Here is a 25,846-nt window from a genome sequence, read left to right as displayed (position 1 = left end):
CGGGAAAGATACTGAGCACAACGCAGGCTCGACTAGGCTTCGGCAGTCGCGGAAGACGCCGCCGCCGACTCGCGGCCGATGGCCAGCTCGCTTTCGCTGTCGAACAGGTGCAGTTTGTCGCTGTCGCAAGTCAGTGTCAGCGTGTCGCCGATCCGAACTGTCTGATGGCCCGGCAACTGCGCGGTGACGACATGTTCCCCCACGCTCAGTTGCACCATGGTCACCGCGCCCAGCGTCTCGACGACATCCACCGTACCTTCGACGCGATTGGCACCGGCCGCGTCGCCGATCCGCAGGTGTTCCGGACGAACGCCGACCCAGACATCGACGACACGCCGTGATGCCATGGCCTGGGTGTGGGCCGCGTCCAGCGTGAAGGCGAAGCCAGGTCCGCTGACCGCGCCGTCGGCATGCCGGGCACGCAGGAAGTTCATCGACGGATTGCCGATGAAACCGGCCACGAACCGGTTGGCCGGAAAGTCGTAGAGATTGATCGGCGTATCGATCTGCTGGATTTCACCGTCCTTCATCACCACGATACGCTCGCCCATGGTCATCGCCTCGACCTGATCGTGGGTGACGTAGAACGTGGTCACGTTGAGCCGCTTGTGCAGCTTGACGATCTCGGCGCGCATATCGACGCGCAGCTTCGCATCCAGGTTGGAGAGCGGCTCGTCCATCAGGAACACCTGCGGGTTGCGCACGATCGCCCGTCCCAGCGCGACGCGCTGACGCTGACCGCCGGACAGCTCGCGCGGCTTGCGGTCCAGCAGATGTTCGATACCCAGCGTCTGCGCCGCCTCGTCGATCTTCTGCTTGATCTCCTCGGCCGGACGCTTCTTCAGTCTCAGACTGAACCCCATGTTCTCCGCCACACTCATGTGCGGATAGAGCGCATAGCTCTGGAACACCATGGCGATATCGCGCTCTTTCGGCGGCACCTGGCTGACGTCCTTGCCGCCGATCAGGATCTCGCCACCGGTGTTGCGCTCGAGACCGGCAATCATGCGCATGGTGGTGGACTTGCCACAGCCCGAAGGCCCGACCAGCACCACGAATTCACCGTCGCGCGTCACGAGGTTGAAATTGTCGACGGCGTTGTTGCTACTTGAACCCTTGTGTTGGGATTCATAGCGTTTGGCGACGTTCTTGAGTTCGACGATGGCCATGTCGTTAACCCTCTCGATGAAATTCGGTACCAGCACGATCGCCGGTCATTTGACGGCGCCGAAGGTCAGCCCTCTGACCATCTGGCGTTGCGTGAACCAGCCGAGCACGATGATCGGCGCGATCGCCAGCACCGAAGCGGCGGACATCTTGGCCCAGAACAGCCCCTCGGCGCTCTTGAACGAGGCGATGTAAACCGCCAGCGTTGCAGCGCTGTGGTCAGTCATGGTGATACTCCAGAACGACTCGTTCCACGCCAGAATCAGCGCCAGCAGACCGGTCGAAGCCAGTCCGGGCAGCGCCAGCGGCAATACCACCTTGAACAGGGTCTGCATGATGCTGGCGCCATCGATGTCGGCGGCTTCGACGATGTCCTTGGGGATGTCGCGGAAGTAGGAGTAGACCATCCACACGATGATCGGCAGGTTCATCGCGGTGAACAAAAGCGTCAGCCCCAGGGCGTTGTCCAGCAGTCCGACCGCGCTATAGACCAGATAGATCGGAATCAGGACGCCGACCGCCGGAATGAACTTGGTCGAGACCATCCACACCAGCAGGAAGTCGGTGCGCTTGTTGGGATAGAAAGCCATGGCGTAGGCGGCCGGTACCGCCAGCGCCAGCCCGATGACGGTCGAGGCGACGGCGGTCAATGCGGAGTTCCAGGCGTAGTGCCAGTAGCCGCTGCCCTGCGCCAGGGCCGTCTTGAAGCTCTCCAGTGTCGGCGAGAAGAAGAAGTTCGGTACCACCGTGAAGGCCTGCTGCTCGGTCTTGAACGCGGTCAGCAGCAGCCACAGGATCGGGAAGAAGATCAGCAGCGCCACGACCCACGCGAGCACGCCCATGGCAGTGTTGGCAAACCGTTGCGATTTCATCGTGCGGCTCCCGCGTTGAGGTTCCCGGCAATGAAGCGAATCAGCATGATGGCGAAGATGTTCGCCAGGATCACGGCGCCGATGGCGGCCGCCGACGCGATGCCGATGTCGTTCTGCTGGAACACGGTCTGGAAGATGTAGTACGGCAGATTGGTGGTCGCGGTCCCGGGGCCACCGCTGGTGGTGGTGTAGATCTCGGCAAACGAGGTCAGGAAGAAGATGCTCTCCAGCATCACCACGACATAGAGCACCTGCCCCAGATGCGGGACCACGATATGGCGGAACTCCTGCCAGGCATTGGCGCCATCGAGCCTGGCCGCCTCGATCTGGTCTTCGGGCAGCGACTGCAGGCCGGTCAGCAGGACCAGCAGCGCGAACGGCGTCCATTCCCAGGTGATCATGATGATCACCGACAGCATCGGATAGTGGGCGAGCCAGTCGACCGGCTCCAGCCCCAACTGCCGCGCCACCCAGGCGAACAACCCGTAGACCGGGTGGAACAGCATGTTCTTCCAGATCAGGCCGGTCACCACCGGCATCACGAAAAACGGCGCCACCGCCAGCGTGCGAGCCACGCCACGGCCGACGAAGGTGCGATTGAACAGCAGTGCCAGCGCCAGACCCAGGCACACCGTGATGACCAGGCTGGCCGCGACGATGATCAGGGTATTGGCCAGCGACTTCCAGAACGTGGGGTCGCCCAGCAGAATCGCGAAGTTGTTCAACCCGGCGAAGCCGTTGTACATCGGCATGATCAGGTTGTACTGCTGGAACGAGTAATAGATGGTCATCGCCAGCGGGACGAGCATCCAGATCAGCAGGAAGATGACCGCCGGCGCCATCAACAGCCGTGTGGTACGGGCGAAAGAGCGCGCCCCGGTGACCTCGGCAGAAGGCGTGGCGGTCGAGACGGTTCGAGAAATGGCTTTCATGCGTGATTCCCGTGGCTTGGGATTGCGTGACGCAACCACTGGTCCGGCTAAACAGTCCGACTAAACGGTCCAGCTAAACGGTCCGACTTACGCAGCGACACCGCCGATCGGCCGACCGGCGGTGTCCAAAGGCGAATCGCTTACTGCGGCTTGCCGGTCTGCTGCATGATGCGGTCGGTGAAGGTCTGCCCCTGCTGGAGCGCCTCGTCGACGCTGCTCTGACCGGAAAGCATCGCTGCCATCAGCTGACCGACGCGGGTACCGATCGCCTGGAACTGCGGAATGGTGACGAACTGTACGCCGGTATAGGGCACTTCCTGCGCGCTGGGATCGTTCGGGCTGGCGCTCTTGATTGCCGTTTCGACCAGCGGCGCGAACGGTGCCGCCTTGACGTAGTCGTCGCTGGCATAGGTCGATTGACGCGTTCCCGGCGGCACCGCCAGCCAGCCCTTGTCATCCGCGACGGCCTGGATGTAGTCCTTGGAGGTCGCCCAGTCGACGAAGGTCTTCGCCGCTTCCTGATTCTTGGATGACTGCGGCACGGCCAGCGCCCAGGTGAACAGCCAGTTGGAGCCCTTCTCGGTGGTTTCGTAGGGCGCCTGGGCAAATCCCACGTTGTCCGCAATCTGGGACGTCTCCGGGTCGCTGAGATAGCTGGCCGCCACGGTAGAGTCGACCCACATGCCGCACTGGCCGTTGGCGAACAGCGTCTCGGACTCGGTGAAGCCGTTGGAGGTCACGCCCGGCGGGCCGTAGTCGTTGAGCAGCTCGACATACGCGTTGGCCGCATTCTTCCATTCATCGCTGGTCAGCTGCGGGTTCCAGTCCATGTCGAACCAGCGTCCGCCGAAGCTGTTGACCATGGTGCCGAACAGCGCCATGTTCTGGCCCCAGCCCGGCAGGCCGCGCAGACAGATGCCGTAGACGCCATCGGAGGACGACTGGATCTTGGCAGCGAAGTCCTTGATCTGCGTCCAGGTCGGTTTGTCCGGCATTTCGATACCGGCCTTCTCGAACAGGTCCTTGCGGTAGTAGGTCACCGAGGACTCCGCATAGAACGGCAGCGCGTAGAGCGTGCCATCCACCGACAGCCCATCTTTCACCGGCTCGAGCAGATCGTCGACGTCATAGCTGGCAGGCAGATTTTCCATCGGCGCCAGCCAGTCGTTCTGCGCCCAGATCGGGGTCTCGTAGTTGCTGACGGTGACGACGTCGTACTGGCCGGCACCGCTGGCGATATCGGTAGTGACCTTCTGGCGGAGTTCGTTTTCCGGCAGCGTCACCCAGTTGACCTTGATGTCCGGGTGCGCCTCGTTGAACGCCGACATCATGCTCTGCATCGTCACCATGTCGGGATTGTTCACGGTGGCGACGGTGATCTCCGTACTCTGCGCCATGGCGGCGGAGCAGGCACCCAGGCCCGCGATACCGATGCCTGAAACTAACAGGGCAAGTCTCATCTGGAATTCCTCTCGTAGCGCTCGTTGTTGCTATTTGTCGACGGCTATCGTTTTCGACTGCTGTCACGCCGTGTATCGGACGACCCTGCGGATATGATCGGACCTGATCTTTCCAGGCTGGCGTTAGTTGACGAAGATCGACCGTTTTTATTGATGCATGTTCAAACGCCATGACATCAGCATCAAATCATAGCGTTAACACTGATTGACGCAAGTCATTTCATTTTCGCTAAAACCATAAAAATCAAAGACTTAAATTACATTAGACCAATGTTTAATGTCTCAACTAGACTTAAGTAGTACGGAAAAATCAGCTCTACAGTACGATTTCCATGATAGAAAATGACACAAAATGATATCGATGATCATGGCGTATCAGCGGCTGGGCTGCTGACGTCTCAGCGCATGAAAGCCAGGGTCATCGCCTGGATTTCATGGAATCACGGGTGTTATCAGGGAGATGAGGTCAATGCCTCGAACCACGCTCGCGGATATTGCCCGCCAGGCCGGGGTCAGCAAGATCACCGTTTCGCGCACGTTTTCCTCGCCGGAAAAGGTTCATGCCGAAACGCGCGATCAGATATTGCGCATCGCGCGCGAGCTCAACTATGTGTCGCCGTCACGGACGACTCAGCGCGAGGCCGCCACCACGCGGACACTGGGCGTCGTCAATCCCAACATGAGCAACCCCTTCTTCGGCCGCATGACCCGAGAGATCACGCTGGCGGCGAGAGCCCGCGGCTATACCGTGCTGGTCTTCGATTCCTACGAGTCGGAGACGCTGGAAGCCGAGGCGATCGGCAAGCTGATCGAGTTCTCCGTCGATGCGGTCATTCTCTCGGTCATCTCGTCGGACATCGACTATCACCCGGCCTATCTGGATCGCCTCGAGGCGGCGGGCATTCCGGTCGTGCTGGTCGATCGCGAACTCAAGGCGACTCACTACGGCGGGGTCTACATCGATAATCTCGACTGTGGCTATCAGGCGGGGCGCTACTGTCTCGAGCAGGGTCTGCAGCAGTTGCTGGCGGTCTCGGGGCCGGCCGACTCGATGGTCTCGATCGGCCGCATGTCGGGCCTGCGGGAAGCGATCGGCAGCCGCCAGATATCGCTCGATGTGGTGTATAGCGATTTCAGCTTCGAGCCCGCCTATCAGGCGCTGCGGGACTATCTGCAGGAACATCCCTGGCCGGAAGGAATCATCGGCGCCAACAACCAGATCACCATGGCGGTACTGAAACTCTGCCATGAGCAAGAAGTCGTGCCGCAGCGGGACGTCCAGCTGTTCAGCATCGATGACATCGAGCACAGCGACGTGTTCGGGGTGCGGATTCCCTGCATTCATCACAACCTGCCGGAAATCGCGCAGCAGGCGCTGCAATTGGCGCTGGCGGCGATTCAGTCACCGGAACAGCGCGGCTTCCGCACCGTGGTGCGAGGCCAGCTTCGTACTCGTTGATTCCGGAGCAGAGGCAGCCGAATCCCGACAGTGCCGAGTGACAATGGTGTGGTCGGCAATCAGTCGGCTGGCGGCGGCTGGCTGGCCGTGTCGCCGATTCGCGCCGAAACCGGCGATGCCGGCAGCCAGACATCCGCCGCCAGCCCGCCCAGGGCGGCACGCTCCAGGCGCAGCGTGCCGCCGTAGAGCATCATCAGGTCTTCGACGATTGCCAGCCCCAGGCCCGAACCAGAACCGCGGGCATCCAGCCTGACACCCCTCGCCAGGGCTGACTCCCCCTGGGCGCGGGTCATGCCCGGGCCGTCGTCCTCGATCCGCAGGCGCACGCCCTGCGATACCCGGGAGACACTGAACGAAACCCGGCTGTCCGCCCAGCGCAAGGCGTTTTCCAGCAGGTTCCCGGTGAGCTCCTGAATGTCCTGCGGGTCGATGCGCGCCGCCGCGTTCGGATCGATATCGGCATCGAACCGTATGCCGCGTCGTTCCGCCAGCCTGGCCAGCCCCTGAACGACCGGCGCGATCGCGTCGCCGATCGAGACACGCCCCGAGAACGCCACGCCGCCGGCTGCCGACGCGCGGGCCAGATGGTGACGCACCGCATCGTCGATCCGGGCCAGTTCGGTATTGATGGGCTGCCGCTGGGCCTCGGGAAAACGTTCCGAGAGCGTCTTGAGCACGCTGACCGGGGTCTTCAGCGCATGTGCCAGGTTGCCGGCCGCCGCGCGCCCGCGCTCGATCAGGCGCCGATCACGCTCGAGCACGCCGTTCATGGCCAGCGCCAGCTCCTTCAGTTCCACCGGCAGTTGCGTGTCCAGGCGCTCGATATCCCCTTCCTCCACCGCCCGCAGATTGGCCGACATCCGCCGCAGCGGCGCGAGCCCCCAGCGCATCTGCAGTGCCAACCCGGCCAGCAGCAGCACGCCGAACGTGGCCAGCGACACGATCAGCAGGCGCTCGAAGCGCTCGACCTCATGGTTGAGTTCCGCGGTCGATCCGGCCAGGGCCACGTGGATCACGTCCTGGTGCCCCGGCAAGCGCAGGCCACGTTCGATCATGCGCAAGTCGTCATCGCGCGGGCCTTCGACCTCGTAGACGGCCAAACCACTTTGGTGCTCGGGAATCGGCAGGCGCTGGTCCCACAGCGAACGCGACGTCAGGGTGAGATCGCTGCCGTTGCTCACCTGCCAATACCAGCCGGAATAGACGCGATCGAAGCGAGCATCGCCCAGCGAACGGTTCAATTGCAGACGTTGGCCGATACTGTCGACCTGAATGCCGGCCAACAGCGCATTGAGCAGGGATTCGAGACGGGTATCGAAAGAGGCCGTCGCGGACTGCCGAAAGGTGTAGCTCAACCCGACGCCGGCCAGCGGAAGCAGCACGATGACCAGCAGCAGCGAGGCCACCAGCAGGCGCGCCCCCAACGGCGCCAGCCGCAACCGCTCCCCCCAGCGCGATATCCAGCGAGGCCGCCAGCGTTTCAGGACGCTGCCTTTCGAGTCTTGGCCTTTCGAGCTTTGGGCTTTCGAGTCCTGGCCTTTCGAGTTCTGGTCTTTCAAGCCTCGGCCTCGAGATCCACCAGGCGGTAGCCCTGACCCCGAAGCGTCTCGATCCGGGCGCGGCCGAACTTGCGCCGCAGGCGGCTGATCTGGACGTCGATGACATTGGAGTCGGGCTCGTGATCGCGGTTGTAGACATGCTCGACCAGCTCGGCGCGACTGACGATACGCGGCGAGGCATGCATCAGGTACGAAAGCAGGCGGGATTCCTGCGCGGTCAATGTGATTGGCCGCCCGGCCAGCGAGACGCTGCCCGAATGGGTATCCAGGGTCAGCTTCCCGATCCGAATCACCGGATGAGCGTGGCCGTGACTGCGGCGAACCAGCGCTCGCAACCGGAACAGTACCTCGGCGGTCTCGAACGGTTTGACGACGTAATCGTCGGCGCCGGCGGAGAAGCCGGCCGCCTTGTCAGACCAGCGTTCACGTGCCGTCAGCACCAGCACCGGCAGATCGATCGCGTCCTCGCGCCACTGGGAGAGCCAGCGCGTCCCATCACCGTCGGGCAGCCCGAGATCGAGGATGACCGCATCGTAGCGCTCGGTGCGCACCAGGAAGTCAGCCTCCTGCCCGGTGGTCGTCGATTCGATCAGCAGGCCGGCCTCGGCCAGCGCAGCTGCCAACGCCTCGGCCAGTGCCGCATCATCCTCGACCAGCAGTACCTTCATTTACCGACTCCCTGATTCAAGACTCATCTTTCACTGCAACGATCGTCCCTGGCGGAGTTCGTCCATGTCAAAAGGCGGCTCCGGCCGGATATCGCCAGTATCGACGACAGGCTAAGGCGACTTCCTCATCGCCTCGATATTCACTCCTTCGACACTCAGCAACTCGCCATTGGTGGCATCGAACTCGAATTCGACGACCTGCCCCCGGGGGCCGATCATTTCCACTTCGTACTCGATCCGGTCGTCTTCCTGCTCCAGTTCGACCTCGAGGATCTGCCCCTCGTAGCGGGCTTCCAGCCAGTCCATGATCTCGCCGATGCCGACCAGATGCCCCTTCTTGACCTCCTGGTGGAGATCGCGCCAATCATCGTCATCGGCACTGGCCAACGGAAGTATCCCGCCACTCGTGAGCAGCGCCAGGATCAACGGTAAGAGACGTTTGCGAAGTTTCATGTCGGCAGTGTGCCGCAAAGGCGATGAATCCGACATGAATACGTCAGCCCGCGACACGCCACCGCCCGGGCGTATCACGGCTGTAGACGATGAACCCCGGATGAATGTCTCTTTCAGTTCGCGTCAAGGTCACCCCGAGTATAACGATGGTTATCGACAAGGCCGGTCCATCGCGAAGAACGCGTCTACCGATATCGAACTTCAGGAGATCGATCATGAAATACCGTCTATGGGTGTTGCCTGCCGTTGCACTGGGAAGCGGAATCAGTGCCAGCGCCTTGGCCGACGAGGCGACGCTATCCTACAGTCAATTGAAGACGCTGCTCGACAGCGCCGAAAGCTATGGCTTCACCCATTACGAAAAGCTGGATGTGGATCGTGACGACAACCGGCTCGAGGTCGAAGGGTGGCGCGATGACGGCTGGGAACTGGACGTCTCGATGGCGCTGGACGACGGTGCCTTGATGCGGGAAAGTCAGCGTCAATCGAACATCCCGGACTGGAGCCTGACGGCCGAAGAGTTGCAGAACGCGTTGGCCCAGGCCCAGAATCGCGGCATGCAACATTTCGCGGAACTCGAAGTCGACAGTGATGGTCGCATCGAGATAGAAGGCTACAACGCGCAGCAGAACGAACTCGATCTCGACCTGCATCGGGACGAGTTGAGCAGATGATCACAACGCTGCCGACCTCAGAGGGTGTTGACAAAAGGGCTGCACTCGACAATCCAGCGTTAAAATCGGCCTCAAATACTCATTTACTCCATGTAAACTCCGTGTTTTCGGCCAATTTTGCCTTGTCTTGCCTTCGTTCGCCTGTTTTGTAAACACCCTCTCAGCAACCGAGGAGAAAGTGGATGACCGATAACCGCCACGATACCGGCAACGCCGCCTGGCGTGCCGCGCAACAATGGCGCGAGCGCGTTCAGCAGACTCGCCCCAGCCAGGGTGCCGGAGGCCTTCGCCTGTTGTTCACCTGGCTGCTCTTCGGCGTCATGCTGATTGTCGGCACCCTGCTCGGCTTGTTCTTTCTGGTCGTCGGCTGGGCGATGCTGCCGTTTCTTCGCCATCGCATGAAAAAGCGTGCAGAGCAGTTCCGCGCCTCTCGAGCGCAATATGCCGGCGGTAGCGCCGATCCCGACGGCGGCAGTGCCCACTCGGCCGGGCGTGCCCAGCAGGTGCTCGATGGCGAATACGAGGTGCGCTCGAAAGAGCCCTGAGCACGCCATACCGGCCTCGCCTCCTGCATTGATTCCCCGCGCCGCTGGGCTTGATCGTGCGCGCATCGATCGAGCCCTCTTCCGATCGACGCGCTCCACTTCCCCCGAACGCCTTCATCGCCGCGCCTCGAGCGTGGCGTCTCATCGACTCTCTTCCCGTCTTCGCGTGCGCCGATCGGACGTACGCGGTAGAGTCATATTCGACGTTGGTCGAACTCTCCCCTCACGCCAACGTACGCTCTGCTCATACGGTATTGACAATAACAAGTTGAGACGGGATGCGGTGATTCATGAATGCGACCGAACGGCTGCTGCGAGCAGCCAAATTCTCGGAAATCGAGCAACTGTCCGGATTGGCGGAAACCGCTGCCGTGGTCGGCGATATCTGCCGCTTCGTCCATGCCCTGCAGCGGGAACGTGGCGCCTCCACGATCTATCTCGGTTCCGCTGGCCGGCGTTTCACGCACCAGCGCCAGCAGCGCATCGCCGATAGCCGGCTGGCGGAAGCGACGCTGCGACGGCGCCTGGACGAGTGGGCTTCCTTCGACGACGCCAACCGCACGTCACGCCATCTCGCCAACGCTCGCCTGCTGACCCGCATCGCGGCGGTGTGGCACGGATTCGACTCGCTTCCGCCGATTCGCGACGACATCGAGGCGCAGCGCCTCACGGCCGACGATGCGGTGCGCCTGTTCAACCGATTGATCAGCAACCTGCTGTCGGTCATCTTCGAGGCGGCGGATACCGCCAGCGACACCGAGATCACCCGCGTGCTGGTGTGTCTGTTTCATTTCATCCAGGGCAAGGAGCTCGCCGGACAGGAACGAGCCTGTGGCGCCTTCGGCTTCACGCTCGGCGTGTTCGACGATGCGCACCGCCAGACGTTGCAGCAGCTGATCGATGCCCAACACCGCTGCTTCGAGACCTTCGGCGAATTCGCCAGTACCGAGCTGCTCTCGCACTGGCAGCAAGAGCTCGACCGGCCGATCCATCTGGCCATCGCCCAACTGCGCGATCTGGCCATCCAGGCCACCCCGCTGCCGAACGATATCGATGATCCCGGCGAACAGTGGTATGCCATCACGACCCAGCGGATCGATGCTATGAAAGACATCGAAGATCGCCTGGTCGACGAGTTGCAACGCAGCTGTCGCGACCGGATTCACCAGGCCGAGCGCGAGATAGAGAACAGCGCCGGCTTGCACGAAGCGCTCAATGGCGAGCTCTGGGCGGCACCGGTGAACCTGCTGCTGGAAGTGCCGGACGCAGAGCCGGCCTCGAGCCTGGGAGCCTTGACGGCCAGCACCATGGAGTCACGCTTCAGCCGCTCGCTGGTCGGCCTGGTGCAGACGCAACACGCAAGATTGCAGCAGATCAGCGACGAACTCGAGAGCACGCGCAAGACGCTGCGCGATCGCAAGCAGATCGACCGCGCCAAGGGGCTTTTGATGGCCCATCAGCGCCTCTCCGAGGAAGAGGCCTACCGCCTGATGCGCAAGACCGCCATGGACCAGAGCAAGCCATTGATCGAAGTGGCCCGAAACGTGATCGACCTCGTCGACATGCTGTCTCGAGGGCGTTCCTGAGCCCTCACCGTCTTTCCACGCCACCCGCTGGTGCACGCTTCCCACACGCTGCACCGTCGGGTCGCGATCCTGCCTGCCGTTAGGGCGCATTGGCGCCTGCCCGCCTCCGACTTCGAGCCTTATCTAATTGAATCGACGCCTTTTCGAGGATTCTGGTATGGCTTCTGCTTGGATAGAGAAGTCCGGGCCAACGGCGGCCCGACAGGAGCCTGCCCAACGGTTCCGAGCCTGACATTCGCTGAAGCACGGTCAAGGTCGACCGGCTGACGCAACGGACAACGGCGTCCATCGCTTTTCATGCTCCGCATGACGAGTGATGGGCGCCGTTTTTTCATGCCCTCGGCACCGGCCGGTGTCGTCGCCACCATCGGAGAGTGATCTTCATGGACATCCGTCACAAAGCCAACAAGATACGTCTGTTCAGCTTTTCCACCCCTCAGATGCGAGCCTTCCATTTCTCCTGGTTCGCCTTCCACGTCTGTTTCTTCGGCTGGTTCGGCATCGCCCCGCTCATGGCCGTCGTCCGCGACGATCTTGGCCTGACCAAGACCCAGATCGGCAACACGATCATCGCTTCGGTCGCGATCACCATTCTCGTACGCCTGGTCATCGGCCTGCTCTGTGATCGCATCGGCCCGCGCAAGGCCTACACCTGGCTGCTCTGCCTCGGGTCGCTGCCGGTGATGGCGATCGGCCTGGCGGACAGTTTCGAAACCTTCCTGCTGGCCCGCCTCGCCATCGGCGCGATCGGTGCTTCCTTCGTCATCACCCAGTATCACTCCACGATGATGTTCGCTCCCAACGTGGTCGGCACCGCCAACGCCACGACCGCCGGCTGGGGGAATCTCGGCGGCGGCACCACCCAGATCCTGATGCCGCTGGTGTTTTCCGGCGTGCTGATGCTGGGCGTCAGCGAAACGCTGGGCTGGCGACTGGCGATGGTCGTGCCCGGTATCGTGCTGTTCCTGACCGGTCTGGCCTATTATCGTTTTACCCAGGATGCACCCGACGGCAACTTCAGCGATCTGCGGGCGCGCGGCGAACTGCCGCCAGCCACGCGTGAACATGGCGCCATGCAAAGCTTCGTCGCCGCTGCCAAGGATATCCGCGTATGGGCGCTGTTCGTGGTCTACGCGGCCTGCTTCGGCGTCGAACTCACGATCAACAACATCGCTGCCATCTACTTCTTCGATACGTTCTCGCTCGACCTCGCCACGGCAGGGCTGATCGCCGGCCTGTTCGGGTTGATGAACCTGTTCGCGCGCACGCTGGGCGGCATCTTCTCCGACCTGTTCGCCCGCAACGGCGGGCTCAAGGGACGGGTCCGCTGGCTGTTCATCGCGCTGCTGTGCGAGGGCATCGCGCTGACCGGCTTCGCCCAGATGCAGACCCTGGCCGTGGCAATCGGCATCATGCTGGTCTTCAGCCTGTTCGTGCAGATGGCGGAGGGCGCCACCTTCGGTGTCGTACCGTTCATCAACAAGAAGGCGCTGGGTGCCGTCGCGGGGATCGTCGGTGCCGGCGGCAACGCAGGCGCCGTGGCAGCCGGTTTCCTGTTTCGTTCGGAATCCCTGTCCTATCAACAGGGACTTTTCTATCTGGGGCTGACGGTCATCGCCGCCTCGCTGTTCGCGCTGGCGGTGCGCTTTTCTCCGACGACGGAGGCCGAGGAGCGCCAGGCCTATCATCAGGCCGACGGCGAGCGCAGCGTCGAGCGTGATGTCGAGCGGGAAGCCGCTGCCGGCTGAGCGGCACCCCTTTTGTCATCACGACCAAGTTCTTCGGCCATCACGACCAGGTTCTTCTTCATCGCGCGTCCATGCGCTCTTCGCCGCTGCCTTCGGGCAGCGGCTTTTTTAATGCTCGCTTGAGCGTCATGGTGCAGGCGTGTTTCCCGGTTTCCTGTTGGAGCCGTGCCTGGACGGCCTTCAACTGATGAGGCTGCTCTTTGACAAGTTCAAGCAACCGGTCCCGCTCCGAGCCACTGTAGATGGCAGGACGCCCGGTGCGTGGCTTGTCCCGGAGCCCTTCGAGCCCCTGGGCCTCCCAGGCATCGAACCAGAGCGAGGCCGTCTCGCGGGTGACGGAGAGAATCTTGCAAATCTGATCGATGGTATGGCCCTGATGGCTCAGCACGATGGCGTGGGCCCTTCGCCGCAGGGCCGGTTTCTCGCCGTAGGTGTAGGTCGTCATCAACGCCTTGAGGTCAGCATCGGACAGAGGCGGCACAAAGCGGAATTTCATGCTCATCGTCCTGGTTCACGGGACAGGACTATAAGCATAGCGGAGAATTTGTGTTCGGGTACTTATGGACTTCCCTGCCTGCCTTGTAACTTGTTAAATCTAATTGTCGGGGCCCGGATGATTAATTACGCGTTTCCAAAATAATTCGGGCCGGTCCTTCTGCCATTGCTTCATTGCACCGACCGGCGTCTGATGATGCAAGGCCTTTTGATTGATGTGGTGGTTATAAAGCCAGTTGTAGCGTTTGAGTGTGGTTTCCAGATCTTCCCGCGAGTCGAACCGATGCGTATTCAGGATGTCGCTCACGCGGCCATTGAAACGCTCCACCATGCCATTGGTCTGTGGCCGATAAGGCGGGATCAGCCGATGGTCGATGCCATGTTGGCGACAGAACCGGTCCACTCGGTGCTTGCCGCTGGGCTGACGCTCGCCGCCCGCGGCGAAGCGGTCGGTAAAGGTCTTGCCGTTGTCCGTCAGCAGGGTCCTGATCCTGAACGGTGCCCGCTCGCGAACGTGTTGCAGAAAGGCCTTGGCATCCTGTGCAGACTGATGCTGGCGAATCTCCAGATAGACCCAGCGCGTAGCGCGGTCGATCGCCACGAAGAGATAACGCTTGTGGTCTTCATCAGGCATCTGAGGCAGATGCTTGACGTCGACACGAACATACCCCGGCTCATAGGCCTTGAAGGGCTTGTGGGGCGACTGTTGAGCCGCCTTCTCCTGCTTTTCCAGAGTCGCCAGGCTGGGCAGGCCTCGTCGCCTCAAGAGGCGTTGCAGTGCTGAGCGTGAGAGATCTGGATGAAGAAACTCCTTTGCCACGACCAGCAAGTCATCGACGCTCAGACGCAGGTAGTCGCGCAGAGCCACCACGATCTCTTCCTGGACGGGAGACAGCGTCGCGAGCAGGTTATGTCGCGTATGGGGTCGATCATGTTGCGTGCTGCGGTAACGCCACCGGGCAATGGTGGGACACGGGACATGATAACGTCGAGCCAGTTCACTATCACTGACCGAGGCGGGTGCCTGCTGGATCTCCTTGCGGATGCGCGGTGTGGTGGTCGCCGTCTTATGCAGTTTGATATCCATCTCGCTGCTCCTGGATGAATTGAGCAATGAGTCCACGCGCTACCAGCAGAGGATAGCTCCTATGGCTTAATCTATCATCCGGCCTCTTACAGCTGTCGGGTCCCGAGTGATTGATTACCCGATTGGTTCTGGATTTAGAGTAGTGCCTCGATGCTGCTGACCAGCGCATCCATTCCGGGGCCTTCCTTTCCGATCAGTACAAGTACGTCCTGTTTGGCTCCAGGAAACGGTGTCCGCCGTCCGCCTCCGGGTGTCCATTGCAGTGCAAGGAGCGTTTGCGGATGTTCGCAGTCGCGGAGCATGCCCTTGGCGCGTAGGAGTATGGGGGCGGCGGCATCCAGCAGGGCCATAAGTTGCTGACTATCTAGGGCTCGGGGCAACGCTAGGGTCCGGCTAGTGATTACGCCGGCGCTGGCGGCGAGGGCGTGGAAGTCCGGCCAGACCGCGCTCTCGGAAGATTTAGTGTACGTAATGGACAGTTCTTTCGGCGGAGAGTCCCAAACGAGTTCCGCCGCGGAATTGAGCGATTTCAACAGCGCTGTCTCGCGCTCGCGCACGATCCCCGGCAGCTTTGCATGGCGGTTTATCCGGAGCCGCGGCACGTCGGTAATCTGCGCCTGGGTAATGTCAGCGATAGCGGGGTCGTGTAGCAACCGCTGCAGCGCCGACAGGTCTACCAAGGTTTCAGCACTTCCCAGAGAGTATCCTTCGGCCGCGCCGAACAGCTGCATCAATGGCCGCGGCCGCGCCACGCCGCTGGCCTCGAATACCAGCAGCGTGGGTGGCGAGGGCCACCGGCGGATGTCGCTGAGCTGAGCGGAAAGGTCGCCAGATAGCCCGCAGCAGGCACAGCCATTGTTGAGTCGCACGATGCCGTCTTCTTCAGCGGTGATCAGCTCGGCATCGATGTTGAGCCGGCCAAAGTCGTTGACCAGAAACAGCGCGTCTCTCAGCGTGCCTTCGGCTATCAGGTGATTGATGCGGGTGGTCTTGCCGCTGCCGAGGAATCCGCAGAGCAGCCTGACGTCGATAGCAGCGCGTGCCATATCAGTCATTGGTGATCCGTCCACCGAGCATGGTGGCATGTACCCCGATGTCCTTTAGCGGCTTGTCGCTTGCCATGGGGTCGTCGTCCAAAATTGCGACGTCCGCCCACTTGCCGGTTTCCAAGCTGCCGATACAGTGGTCCAGGTGCAAGGTTTCCGCCGCGCCCAGAGTGATGGCCTGCAGTGCACGGGCGCGGCTGATGGCTTCTTCGCGGCCGAGCACTACGCCAGACGCGGTCTCGCGGGTATGCGCGCAGTGGGCGGTAAACAGCGGCGACAGGGGAGTCACCGGAGCATCGCAGTGAATGCCAAAGGTGATGCCCAGCCGGTCAGCGCTGGCGACGGGCTCCAGACGCTGGCAGCGGTCGAAGCCCAAGGTGCGGGTGCGGTGGATGTCGCCCCAGTAGTAGATATGGTTGGCGAAGATGTTGAGACAGGCTCCCAACGACTTGACACGATGTAGCTGCGACTGCCGGATCAGCTGTACATGCTGTAGTGTGTGCCGGTGATCAGGACGAGGCCACATGGCCAGTGCGTCCTCGAGTGCCTCAATGATCATCTGCACGGCCTCGTCGCCGTTGGTATGGATGTGCAATTGCAATCCGGCTTGGTGATAGTGCTGCACCATCGCATGAAAGGTTTCTGGCGGCGCGTTCCAGACACCGTTTGGCGGACCTTCCAAATAGCCAGGCCACTGCAGGCGGGCGGTGAAATTCTGGATGGCGCCGTCGGTGACGATCTTGACGATGCCGAAGTGCAATTTATCGTGGTTGTGCGCCATTGCGCGGCGCACACAGGCACTACCTTCTTCGGGATCCCAGGAGAGCGCGTTTAGCGCTGGCACCAGGCGAACCGGGTATTCGGGTTCGGCGGTAGTGGCGTGCATGGACTCAATTGCGTTCGCGCTCATGGGATTGAGCAAGTCCGTGATTGTGGTAATGCCCTCACGGCGTGCGGCGCGGGCGTACTGGCGCAACGCATGAGGTGTAGTGGCGGCGCCGAACAGGTCAATACCGTAGTTATCGAACACCGGGTGCATGGCCGGAAATTCCAGCAAATCACCGGTGGGCACGCCGCCGCTGTCGCGCACGATGCCATCGAGCTCCATTACGTCGAGGCCGAGGGTCTCAATCACTGCGGAGTTGACCGTCATTACGTGTAGGCTGGCGTGGATAATCACGATCGGGCGCTCGCGGCTAACAGCGTCAAGCAGCCGCCGGTCGATGCGTTCGCCGTCGAAATACACTGGATCGAACCCCCATGCAATGAGCGGTCCCTCCGATGTCTGTTGAGCTAAGCGTGCACTGAGTGCCTGCTGTATCGACTCCGCCTCGCGAAGGCCTGGCCAGAGTCTGCCGTCGGGATCGGTCTTGTCGAACCAACCGAGATAGAGGAAATCCCAGATTGCGCCTTCCAAAGCATGGCTATGTCCTTCCACCAAGCCAGGCATCAGCACCTTGTCGATGAAGCGTTTGTCGATGGTGTAGTCACCGAAGCGCCGGATTTCGTCAAGCGAGGCGACGCTTAGGATCCGGCCGTCACGGACTGCTAGGCAGTCGCCAATGGGCTGCGACGGGTTCATGGTATAGATACGTCGGGCGGGATAAACGATGGTTGTCATGCTTGTACTCCTATACATGGCAGTAATCGGGACGTCGCTAGTGCAGCTCCTAACCGGAGACCGACGCTGCATCGCGAACGCCGTTGGCAAGGGTCCGGCCGAGCGCATGCTAGAGTTCAGTCGCGTGCATCCGCAACTTCCGGTTGAGGTGAACTCTGTCGTTAAAAACTAAAGTGGTCTCCATTTGTTGGACCATCTGACAGTGATCTAAGCGGGTCCCGAGATGCGCAGAGCGAGTAAGAAAAAAATACCGCACGAGCGATAATGGGAATAATTTCGGCGTCGGCATCAAGGATTCAGATAATAATCAACAATAAGTTACATTCATGGCAGTACTTTGTTTCAAGAACCACTGGAATCGGCCATGACACACAATATTTCAAACATAATTGAAACACCGAGATAGGCAGTTCCACCACTAGGATCGAAAGGCGGCGATACCTCAACGAGATCCGCCCCAGCAATATTGACCCCCTGCAGCATACGTGCGACTTGTAGAGCCTCATAGGAGTTGGGACCGCCCACCTCCGGAGTACCTGTGCCAGGCGCAAAGGCGGGATCAACAAAGTCTATATCGTAGGTGACATAGGTGCTGCGATGTCCGACGATATCTCGTGCCTCATCCATCACGTCCTCAAGGCCGCGTGCGCGGAATTCATCAATCTCGATTAGCCTTATACCTTCACTTTTGGCAAAATCACGATCCTCTCGGTCATAAGTAGTTCCCCGAATGCCGATCTGAACCATGCGGTGCGGATCAAGCAGACCTTCCTCTACGGCGCGACGAAACGGAGTGCCGTGGGTATACATCGAGCCGTTAAAATAGCTGTGAAACAGATCAGTATGACTGTCAAACTGGATAAGTCCCAAAGGTTCGGCTCCTGCCATCGCGCGTAAAATCGGCAACGAGCAGAGGTGATCGCCACCAGCGGTCAATGGTCGCACACCAGCCACGCAAAGTTTTTCGAAGAAATCAGTAATGCGCGAAATACTGTCATTCAAGTCAGCGGGATTTATAGGCACATCGCCAAGATCGGCGCAATTCGAAAGTTCAAAGGGCCTGACACCTGTGGCTCCATTTTCAGCGCGGATCATCGTCGACATGTCTCGCATCTGGCGAGGTCCATGTCGCGGACCAGGACGGTTAGTAGTACCGCTGTCCCAAGGCGTGCCGACGAGACCGATTTGAACATCGTTCAATCGCGCGTCTTCAATACCGACATGCGGCAGGCGCATAAAAGTTGGTATACCGGAAAACCGAGGTAGATCGAAACCGGATACGGGGTGAAAAAAACTGTTGTTCATATTGTCGCGTTCCTTGTTTGTGCGCCGAAATTTTCGACACGGGATTTGATTCTGAAAATCAGTATTTCTGCCTGATTATTTTTATCTATGCGAATTTCAGCATTAGAATACCAGAAAGGATGAGAAAAACGGCCAGCAAACGTATGCTATTCAGAGGTTCACCCAGAAACAGGACGCCCAAGGCGAAGACCCCAACTGCTCATATAATAGTCCAAACGGTGTAGGCCGTGCCAAGAGGCAAGCTACCATTGCCAAGGACAAAAGCACAAAGCTCTCCAAAATTGTCACCAGCATCATTCCGGTGTAGGCCAGTCGCGTAAGACCATGAGATTGTTTCATGGAATAGGCCCAAGCGATCTCGAAGAGACCTGTAAGAATCAGATATAGCCAGGGAAACGCCGCCTCAAATGACATGTGATACTAGCGGCGTAACTCACCAAAATTAACGGCATCAGGCTGCGATCTCGAAGATATCCCTCGGTGTTTGCTGCAAGATTTCTGCACCGGATTCAGTAACAAGGATATTGTATCCAAATATAACGGTTGCGCCGTGATACTGCGCAATCGAGGGCTCAAGCGAGAAGATCATACCCTCCTGAAGCACCTCATCGTCACCGATGAGGATGTCAGGATGACCCGCCCATACCGGCGGATAAGCAAGCCCCATGCCGAAGCCTGCACGAGCAGGGATATAAGGTTCATGCTGGCTGCGAATCTCGCGGCTGAGGCGATCAAGTTCTGACACGGGCGTACCGGGTTTGATGAGGTCAAAAGGCCGCCAGAAAGACTCGTTCACGATATCCCAGAGGCCGTTCAGGGCTGGCGTAGCCTTTCCAGCGACGACTGTACGAACGATGTTGCTGTTATAGCGCTTCCAAGATCCGGTGATCTCGATCATCACCGGGTCTCCCTGCGCAAGACGCTTGCCTGTCGGCACCCCGTGAAAGAGTCCACTCCGTGCACCCGAGTTAATTATGAAGGGTAGCGTGGGATATTCAGAACCCGCAGCTGTCATATTGGACTGCACCTGCGCCAAAATTTCAGCCTCGGAAACACCGGGCCGTATTGCTTCCACAGCGGCTGCGAACCCCATGTCGGAAAATCGCGCTGCCTCTCTCATGCAAGCAATTTCTGCTGAGGACTTGATAGTTCTGAGTCGAAGTATTTCCTGCGTCACATCAAAAAATTCGACACCTGGCATGGCATCTACAAGCCCTTTATAGGTGGACGCCTTAAAATACCAGTTGTCCATTTCAAGGCCAACGCGGCTGCCCTTCTGGATACCAGCCTCGCGCAGCTTATTAACCGTCATCTTCAGCGGATCATCGCCATGTTGCCATATACTGATGTCGTCAATCCAGCATTGTGTGCGTGCCAGTTCTTTTTCACATTTATGAGTAATCAAAGACGGCGAATCCATCCCGGATGCAAATAGTAAATGCTGGTAAAAATACAACCCTAATGGATCGAAGCCGGTAAAATAATTCATATTTTCCGGCGTGAAGCCGAGATAGGCATCCACTTCTAGCGTCTCCAACTTGCGGGAAAGCCGTTTAATTCGTTCCCTGTATTCATCGAGCGGGAACGCCATCGCGGACTTGCTGTTCAACTCATCGAAGTTAAAAAAATCGTTTTTATATACCATTTCTCATAAGCTCTTAGTAATTATAATAAACCAATAAAATCGACCTTCAGCTTAGGGCGTTATCCAGTCGGCGCGCAATGGTGCGGGTAAAGCCCTTCATGCGATCCAGCTGAGGGAGCAACTGGGCGCTACCATCGGCGGCGATTTGGCGGCTTTTACAGCGCGAAAAGGAGGCGGTCGGCATGGTAAATTTAGCTATGACGTTTGTGTCGGTTGATTCTCGATTAGGTTTAAATTCAATCTCGACGAAGGCAAAATGGTCTTCTCCAGCGTTAATGACGTTGTGCTTAACGTCAGCCGGCCGGTGATAGGAAGCACTGGCCTTGACGTCGCTGCCGTAGCAACCTTCATCGGTATGCAACTGCATTACCCCATCCACGAGTGGTACAACCATGTAGTCAGGCTGATGACGGTGCCAACCAGTCTCCACACCAGGGGCAAAATCCCAGCGCGTCAAGATAACCTTGTCATCCTCGAGCTTCTGTGTCGGTTCGACCGACAATGATTGGCAAGTCACGAAGCATCCTAATCAAAGATAAGTCCAGGTAGCCATAGGGCGATCTGCGGAAACATCACCAGCAGAACGATGCCGAGTACCTGCATGGCCAGGAACGGGATCACTGAGCGATAGAGATCACCGGTCGTCACCTCCGGTGGTGCCACTGACCGCATGTAGAATAAGTTATAGCCAAACGGTGGTGTCAGATAGGCTGTCTGCATCGATAGTACGAACAGCGTAGCGAACCAGATCGGATCAAAGCCTAACGATACGATGATTGGCACGTAGAGCGGCACTGTGATGAAGAGAATTGCCGAGTCGTCCAGGAACATGCCCAGAACCAAATAGCTGAGAAGAATCACGCTAAGTACGAGATAGGGGCTCAGCTCGGTGGCCATGATCAGGCCCACAATCTCCTGGCCGGCCCCCAGTGCGATGTAGATCTTTGAGAAAATCACCGCACCGATCATGATCCACATCAGCATGCCCATGATGCGTGCCGTCCTGAAAAGCGCACCGCTTAGCATGGTGAAGTTGAGCTTGCCGTGAGCCAGGGCGCAGAGCATGGCACCGCTTGCGCCCAACGCCGCGGCCTCGGTGGGGGATGCCACGCCAGCCGCCATGGATCCAAGCACCACGGCAATGAGGGTGCCGGGCAAGATTATGGCCTTCAATGCCACGATTTTCTGCCAGAAATCGATCCGCTCAGAGGCTTCGACTGCCGGTCCCAGCGCTGGGTTTCGGTAGCAGCGAATGCCGATGTAGAACATGTAGATGGTGGCCAACATCAGGCCAGGCATAACACCCGCCGCGAACAGCTTGCCCACCGATTCGCGAGTCAAGAAGGCGTAGAGGATCATGACCAACGAGGGCGGAATCAAAAAACCCAGCGCGCCACCTGCCATAATAGTGCCTGCCGATAGCTGCTTACTATAGCCACGTTTAAGCATAGCGGGCAACGCGATCAGTCCCAGACTTACGGTCGCGGCACCGGTAATGCCTACCATGGCGGCTATCAAGGCACAGATCACCACGGTTCCCATGCCCAGCCCACCGCGTATGCCGCCCATGATCTTGTAAATCATCTCGAAAAGGTCATCGGCAATACCTGATCGCTCAAGAACCATTCCCATCAGGATGAACAGCGGCAAGGCGACCAAAATGAACTCGTTCATTAGTCCGAAGACCGAGGGCATTATGATACCGATGCTGCCCGGACCCCAGATCCAGTAGCCGAAGCCGCTACCCACCCCTATCAGTGTCCATGCAAGCGGCACACCGAAGAACATCAGAGGCAGCATGGAGCCGAACATCAAGAGTGTGAGTAGTATGGGATCAATGTCCACCATTTGAACGCCTCCGGGTGTCGGTGGTGTGGTCTGCTAAAGGACAGGCCCCCAGGGGGTGGCCCAGCAAGATGCATAGTTCACGCAAGGTATTTGCCAGCACTTGCAGCATGATTAGCAGCACGGCTACCGGTATCATGACTTTCACCGGCCAGATTATTGGCGTCCAGGTACTCCCAAACGAGCGCTCCTGCATAGCCACCGATTGCATGGCATACTCATAGCCGCTAGTCAAAAGCAGCGTTAGAATCATCAGCGTCAGCAAGCCGATAATGAAGGAAACCAGCGCTTTTCCTTTCTTAGATAGATGCTGATGGAAGATATCAATCCGCACATGGTCATGCCATTTTTCAGTATAGGCACCAGCTAAAATGGCGAAGACGCCATAAATCATGGTCGAGGCCTCATGTGCCCAGCTGGTCGGTGTGTTTAGCAATTGTCGGGATGCTATCTCATATACAAGAATGCAAACCAGAACAAAGCCAAGCCAAGCAACTAACCGCCCAAGCCATTCGCTCAGGCGATCCTGCCAATTAATCCACACATGAAGCAGGTGTATTATTTGGCTCACTTTCATTCGAGACGACCCTTATCGCGAGCCATGTTGCGTATCATCTCGATCGCCTCTGCGGCTCGCGGTGACTTCTCGGCCTCGGCATCCCAGACGTCCTGGGCCGCCTTGGTCATCTCTTGCACATCGCTCTCCGGTAGGCTAGTAATCTCGAATAGGTGAGACGCCTCCTCGTTCCACTCCACATACTTCTGATGGCGGTAATCGGCCCACTCTGCGGTGACTTCCGTGAAAATCTCTTGGAGTTCTTCCGACATACTGTTCCATACATTCTGGTTGACCAAAATACTGTCAACGAAGCCTGGATAGAGCATGTTGAGCTCGGTGTAGTGGGTGGCTACCTCATTGAGGTTGAGTACCGAATAGTCATAGGGGCCTCCGTAGACCAGGCCATCAATGGAATTGGTACTCAAGGCGATATAAAACTCCTCCGGCGGAATGAATACTGTGGGAACGTCGAAGTGATCGAGTACCGCTGATGCAGACGGAGTCGCGCGAATCTTCAATTCGCTCAAATCTGCCAGGGATTCGACTGGCTCTTTGGTCAGCAAATCGAACTTACCTCCAAATACCGGCGCGACGTAATGGACACCCATCTGCGCGTAGTTCTCCGCCAACAGGTCACCAAACCCGCGTTCGTCCCACAGTTCACGGGCCTCTTCAAGGCTGGTCCAGGCCATTGGAATGCCTGACTCGATCACGGCGGTATCCATCTGGCCGCCCCAGTAACCGCCATAGCCGTTGATGGCATGCAGAGTGCCGCTGCGCAGGGCTGCGAACATCTGATCGTTGGGCACCAGTTCTCCGCCGCGGAAAATATTGAGTATGATTCGACCATCGCTGGCTTCTGCTAGCATATCCTTGTAGCGGTTGAAGATCTTGTCCTCTCCCGCATCAGTGTAGCGCTGCATGCGTATCTCGATGACGTCACCGTCTTGAGCAAACGCTGCGCCCGGTAAGGCCAGGGCGCTTCCGGCCAGTACCAGACAGGCCAAGCCTGCCTTGACAGGGGTTGTAACAGACTTAGGTGCGAACTTGTTGTTATACATCTACCTATTCTCCCACTAAAATGAAGTGTCAACCTTTGCGGTGTGCCTAGAAGCACTCTTTGGGTACCGGAGTCATCCAATCATTCTTACCATGTGGCGTGGTGACAAAATCTGAACAGCCTCCTATATACAAATACTCATGGATTTTTTGCCACGTATTTCACGTAGCTACATTACGTTTTCATTGCTAATGAAACGGGTCTCCCCATATTCAATATAGTTCTCTGTCCAAAGCATCATTGACCAGAAACTGGTCAGCAACCACACCCTCCAGCGCCGTCAAATGGGTTTCGGCATCGCACATATGCTCGTTCATGATCTGCCGTACAAGCTGGCTATCCTCAGCCACAAGCGCATCGAGAAGTGCGACATGATAGTCAATATTGGCTTGATCAAATATAAAGCGTTCAGGTACGTAAGCTTTCTTCAGGATCACGAGATCCCTGAGAAAATCGTTTAAGAACTGGCCCATAAATCGCAAGAGAGGATTGGGGCAATATTCGGCCAGAGTATTATGAAAATCCAGCTCAAGTACGCGGTGCTGTCGCTGCAGTTCCTCACCTTCGTGTGGTAGGCGGCAACGCGCAATATTTTCCTTTAGATGACTGATGGCTTCATCATTGAGTCGCCCCACGACCGATGACGCGATCTCAACTTCTACGACGCGGCGTAACTGATAAACCTGACTACCGTCGACTCGCTGAAAATGCAGGAAATTGCGAAGTGCGCGTGAGACTGGCTCGCTGGTGGCTTCATTGATGATGGCGCCACCACCTGGGCCAGTCTTGAGTATGACAAGCCCCTCTACTTCGAGCGCATGCAGAGCCTCTCGAATCGTTGCTTTGGCGCACTCATAGCGCTCCATGAGGGCCTTTTCATTGGGTAGACGGTCACCTGGCTTTAGGTTCTCCCTGACAATCCAACGCTTGACGTCCTCGCAGATCAGGTCAGCGATTTTTTGCCGCTTGTTTGTGTACATCTGTACCATTTTTATGAACCTAATCTATAATAATAGTTATAATAAATTTATAGGCGCTCCTCCTCCAACCTGTCAAGAAAGAAATTGGTCTGAGCTTAAATTGAGGTCAGGCGTGATACGGCGGAAAAATGGTTAAGTGCCTGATCTGTAGGTTTTGCTCATCGCCCGCCTTGAGGTCTCTGCACGCCCCTCAGTGTCAGGATAAGTGTCGTGCCCTCTGATACCTGTTCCTATAAACCGACCAAGGGGCGAAAGGAGACACTCATTCCTCGTTACTCCGAGGAGCGTCGGCAAGCCGTGGTAGCCAAGCTGCTGCCTCCCCAGCAAGCCGTTGTCACCGCCCGTCCAGTTGCTCAGGGTGTAGGCGAGAAAATAGGCCATCTGGGTCAGAGCCAACGTCAGCATCACGAAGTAGATGCTCTTGCGGCGAATGCATAGCAGGCCGACTAGAAAGGCCAGCACGGCCCCTACGCTCAACGCTAGTAAAAGGGCGCTGACCAAGCCCAACTGCCAGTGGAGCATGCCCAATGCACTGCAACGCCGTTAGCGGTTGATATCCTTGCGATATTTGCAGAACCAATTCATCAGATGCTACAGGTGCCAAGAGACCAAACAGCGCTCGATTCAGGCCAGCGTGACCATGGCGTGGTAACTTTTCGCCAGCTTGTCGTAGCGAGTACAGAGTCGCCGCTTTTCCTTCATCCAGCCAAATAGACGCTCTATCACATTGCGATGCCGATAACGCGGGCGTTCGAACAGGCGTGGTATTCCTGGCTTGGGGATCTTGGCCGTCAGGCCGCCTCGGCTTCGCCCAAGGGCATGGTCTAACTGTTCCTGAGAGCCTTTTACCGCCACCAGCAGCAGAGCGAGTTGCTCGAATCAAAATGGAATTGCAACCAAGTATCAAGGCCCATATAGCTATCTTCTCGAAGCTTCAGGTGAAGGCGTGACAGGTGTAGTGCGGCTTCGACATCTTTCGTAAGCGCATGCTGCTACCTAATTTGAAGCCGGATCGGGCTTTCCCGACCCGGCATTATTGATGGCTGATGCTAACGAGTGCTTTGATATCAGGATGGGAGG

General features: G+C 58.5%; 24 protein-coding genes and 1 pseudogene. 5 read left to right on the top strand and 20 right to left on the bottom strand.

Translation table 11 applies throughout. From position 1 onward, the window contains the following. Positions 1 to 32: 32 nt before the first annotated feature. The 4 genes from CCD76_RS05090 to CCD76_RS05075 form a co-directional block, all read right to left on the bottom strand. Complete coding sequence (locus CCD76_RS05090; protein WP_087718444.1) at positions 33 to 1,169, bottom strand: ABC transporter ATP-binding protein; 1,137 nt, start codon at positions 1,167 to 1,169, stop codon at positions 33 to 35. A 45-nt stretch (positions 1,170 to 1,214) separates the two neighbouring features. Then, complete coding sequence (locus CCD76_RS05085) at positions 1,215 to 2,039, bottom strand: carbohydrate ABC transporter permease (RefSeq protein ID WP_087718443.1); 825 nt, start codon at positions 2,037 to 2,039, stop codon at positions 1,215 to 1,217. Continuing rightward, entirely contained in the window at positions 2,036 to 2,881 is an 846-nt protein-coding gene (locus tag CCD76_RS05080) for a carbohydrate ABC transporter permease (RefSeq protein ID WP_256961123.1), read from the bottom strand. Before CCD76_RS05080 ends, CCD76_RS05085 begins: the two co-directional genes overlap by 4 nt. A 230-nt stretch (positions 2,882 to 3,111) precedes the next feature. Beyond that, positions 3,112 to 4,431: an ABC transporter substrate-binding protein gene (locus CCD76_RS05075; RefSeq protein WP_087718441.1), complete on the bottom strand. Its 1,320-nt coding sequence runs from the start codon at positions 4,429 to 4,431 to the stop codon at positions 3,112 to 3,114. A 469-nt stretch (positions 4,432 to 4,900) separates the two neighbouring features. Between CCD76_RS05075 and CCD76_RS05070 the strand changes: the two genes are divergently transcribed. Next, positions 4,901 to 5,890, top strand: a complete 990-nt coding sequence (locus CCD76_RS05070; RefSeq protein WP_218776962.1) for a LacI family DNA-binding transcriptional regulator — start codon at positions 4,901 to 4,903, stop codon at positions 5,888 to 5,890. A gap of 59 nt (positions 5,891 to 5,949) precedes the next feature. On the opposite strand, the gene CCD76_RS05065 is transcribed toward CCD76_RS05070, so the two are convergent. The 3 genes from CCD76_RS05065 to CCD76_RS05055 form a co-directional block, all read right to left on the bottom strand. Continuing rightward, on the bottom strand, positions 5,950 to 7,449 hold the full coding sequence (locus CCD76_RS05065; protein WP_306298790.1) for a sensor histidine kinase: 1,500 nt from the start codon (positions 7,447 to 7,449) through the stop codon (positions 5,950 to 5,952). Beyond that, entirely contained in the window at positions 7,446 to 8,117 is a 672-nt protein-coding gene (locus CCD76_RS05060) for a winged helix-turn-helix domain-containing protein (RefSeq protein ID WP_087718440.1), read from the bottom strand. Before CCD76_RS05060 ends, CCD76_RS05065 begins: the two co-directional genes overlap by 4 nt. A 111-nt stretch (positions 8,118 to 8,228) precedes the next feature. Continuing rightward, positions 8,229 to 8,570 carry a PepSY domain-containing protein gene (locus CCD76_RS05055; protein ID WP_087718439.1) on the bottom strand — a complete coding sequence of 114 codons (342 nt, stop codon included), beginning with the start codon at positions 8,568 to 8,570 and terminating at the stop codon, positions 8,229 to 8,231. Between the two features lie 215 nt (positions 8,571 to 8,785). On the opposite strand from CCD76_RS05055, the gene CCD76_RS05050 reads away from it, so the two are divergent. From CCD76_RS05050 to CCD76_RS05035, 4 genes are all read left to right on the top strand, one after another. Beyond that, the gene (locus CCD76_RS05050) at positions 8,786 to 9,244 is read left to right on the top strand and encodes a hypothetical protein (RefSeq protein WP_087718438.1); all 459 of its coding nucleotides are present in this window, start codon (positions 8,786 to 8,788) and stop codon (positions 9,242 to 9,244) included. Positions 9,245 to 9,426: 182 nt separating this feature from the next. After that, a complete protein-coding gene (locus CCD76_RS05045; protein ID WP_087718437.1) occupies positions 9,427 to 9,789 on the top strand; it encodes a hypothetical protein in 363 nt (120 codons plus the stop codon). 290 nt (positions 9,790 to 10,079) lie between these two features. Further along, positions 10,080 to 11,375 (top strand): nitrate regulatory protein, encoded by a 1,296-nt coding sequence (locus tag CCD76_RS05040; protein WP_087718436.1) that lies wholly within the window; start codon positions 10,080 to 10,082, stop codon positions 11,373 to 11,375. A 383-nt stretch (positions 11,376 to 11,758) separates the two neighbouring features. Then, positions 11,759 to 13,123, top strand: coding sequence for an MFS transporter (locus tag CCD76_RS05035; RefSeq protein ID WP_087718435.1), 1,365 nt, complete (start codon positions 11,759 to 11,761; stop codon positions 13,121 to 13,123). A gap of 58 nt (positions 13,124 to 13,181) precedes the next feature. Here the strand turns inward: CCD76_RS05035 and CCD76_RS05030 are convergent, their stop codons facing one another. The 13 genes and pseudogenes from CCD76_RS05030 to CCD76_RS04965 all read right to left on the bottom strand — a co-directional run. Continuing rightward, the gene (locus CCD76_RS05030; RefSeq protein ID WP_179208852.1) at positions 13,182 to 13,619 is read right to left on the bottom strand and encodes a helix-turn-helix domain-containing protein; all 438 of its coding nucleotides are present in this window, start codon (positions 13,617 to 13,619) and stop codon (positions 13,182 to 13,184) included. 99 nt (positions 13,620 to 13,718) lie between these two features. Next, a complete protein-coding gene (locus tag CCD76_RS05025; RefSeq protein ID WP_087718433.1) occupies positions 13,719 to 14,705 on the bottom strand; it encodes a DDE-type integrase/transposase/recombinase in 987 nt (328 codons plus the stop codon). A 134-nt stretch (positions 14,706 to 14,839) separates the two neighbouring features. Further along, positions 14,840 to 15,760, bottom strand: a complete 921-nt coding sequence (locus tag CCD76_RS05020; RefSeq protein WP_179208851.1) for a CobW family GTP-binding protein — start codon at positions 15,758 to 15,760, stop codon at positions 14,840 to 14,842. Then, entirely contained in the window at positions 15,753 to 17,372 is a 1,620-nt protein-coding gene (locus CCD76_RS05015) for an amidohydrolase (RefSeq protein WP_087718432.1), read from the bottom strand. Before CCD76_RS05015 ends, CCD76_RS05020 begins: the two co-directional genes overlap by 8 nt. Positions 17,373 to 17,714: 342 nt before the next feature. Next, positions 17,715 to 18,677, bottom strand: coding sequence for an agmatinase (gene speB, locus CCD76_RS05010; RefSeq protein WP_087718431.1), 963 nt, complete (start codon positions 18,675 to 18,677; stop codon positions 17,715 to 17,717). 150 nt (positions 18,678 to 18,827) lie between these two features. Beyond that, on the bottom strand, positions 18,828 to 19,091 hold the full coding sequence (locus CCD76_RS05005) for a DMT family transporter (protein WP_373419399.1): 264 nt from the start codon (positions 19,089 to 19,091) through the stop codon (positions 18,828 to 18,830). A 37-nt stretch (positions 19,092 to 19,128) separates the two neighbouring features. Continuing rightward, entirely contained in the window at positions 19,129 to 20,322 is a 1,194-nt protein-coding gene (locus CCD76_RS05000) for a M24 family metallopeptidase (RefSeq protein WP_087718430.1), read from the bottom strand. 46 nt (positions 20,323 to 20,368) lie between these two features. After that, positions 20,369 to 20,689, bottom strand: a complete 321-nt coding sequence (locus tag CCD76_RS19990; RefSeq protein WP_218776961.1) for a hypothetical protein — start codon at positions 20,687 to 20,689, stop codon at positions 20,369 to 20,371. 158 nt (positions 20,690 to 20,847) lie between these two features. Further along, positions 20,848 to 22,170: a TRAP transporter large permease gene (locus CCD76_RS04990; protein WP_087718429.1), complete on the bottom strand. Its 1,323-nt coding sequence runs from the start codon at positions 22,168 to 22,170 to the stop codon at positions 20,848 to 20,850. Continuing rightward, entirely contained in the window at positions 22,157 to 22,744 is a 588-nt protein-coding gene (locus CCD76_RS04985; protein ID WP_087718428.1) for a TRAP transporter small permease subunit, read from the bottom strand. Before CCD76_RS04985 ends, CCD76_RS04990 begins: the two co-directional genes overlap by 14 nt. Further along, entirely contained in the window at positions 22,741 to 23,787 is a 1,047-nt protein-coding gene (gene dctP / locus CCD76_RS04980) for a TRAP transporter substrate-binding protein DctP (protein ID WP_087718427.1), read from the bottom strand. The genes CCD76_RS04985 and dctP overlap by 4 nt, the downstream gene beginning before the upstream one ends. A 211-nt stretch (positions 23,788 to 23,998) precedes the next feature. Continuing rightward, the gene (locus CCD76_RS04975; RefSeq protein WP_087718426.1) at positions 23,999 to 24,775 is read right to left on the bottom strand and encodes a FadR/GntR family transcriptional regulator; all 777 of its coding nucleotides are present in this window, start codon (positions 24,773 to 24,775) and stop codon (positions 23,999 to 24,001) included. Positions 24,776 to 25,390: 615 nt separating this feature from the next. Next, positions 25,391 to 25,719 (bottom strand): annotated as a pseudogene (locus tag CCD76_RS04965) (transposase); the annotation flags it as partial. Positions 25,720 to 25,846 lie beyond the last annotated feature (127 nt).

Origin of the sequence: Salinicola salarius, from assembly GCF_002179555.1 — a bacterium.
Lineage (GTDB): Bacteria > Pseudomonadota > Gammaproteobacteria > Pseudomonadales > Halomonadaceae > Salinicola > Salinicola salarius_A.
The sequence above is the reverse complement of the archived record's forward strand: the minus strand, read 5'-3'. Positions and strand labels throughout refer to the sequence as shown.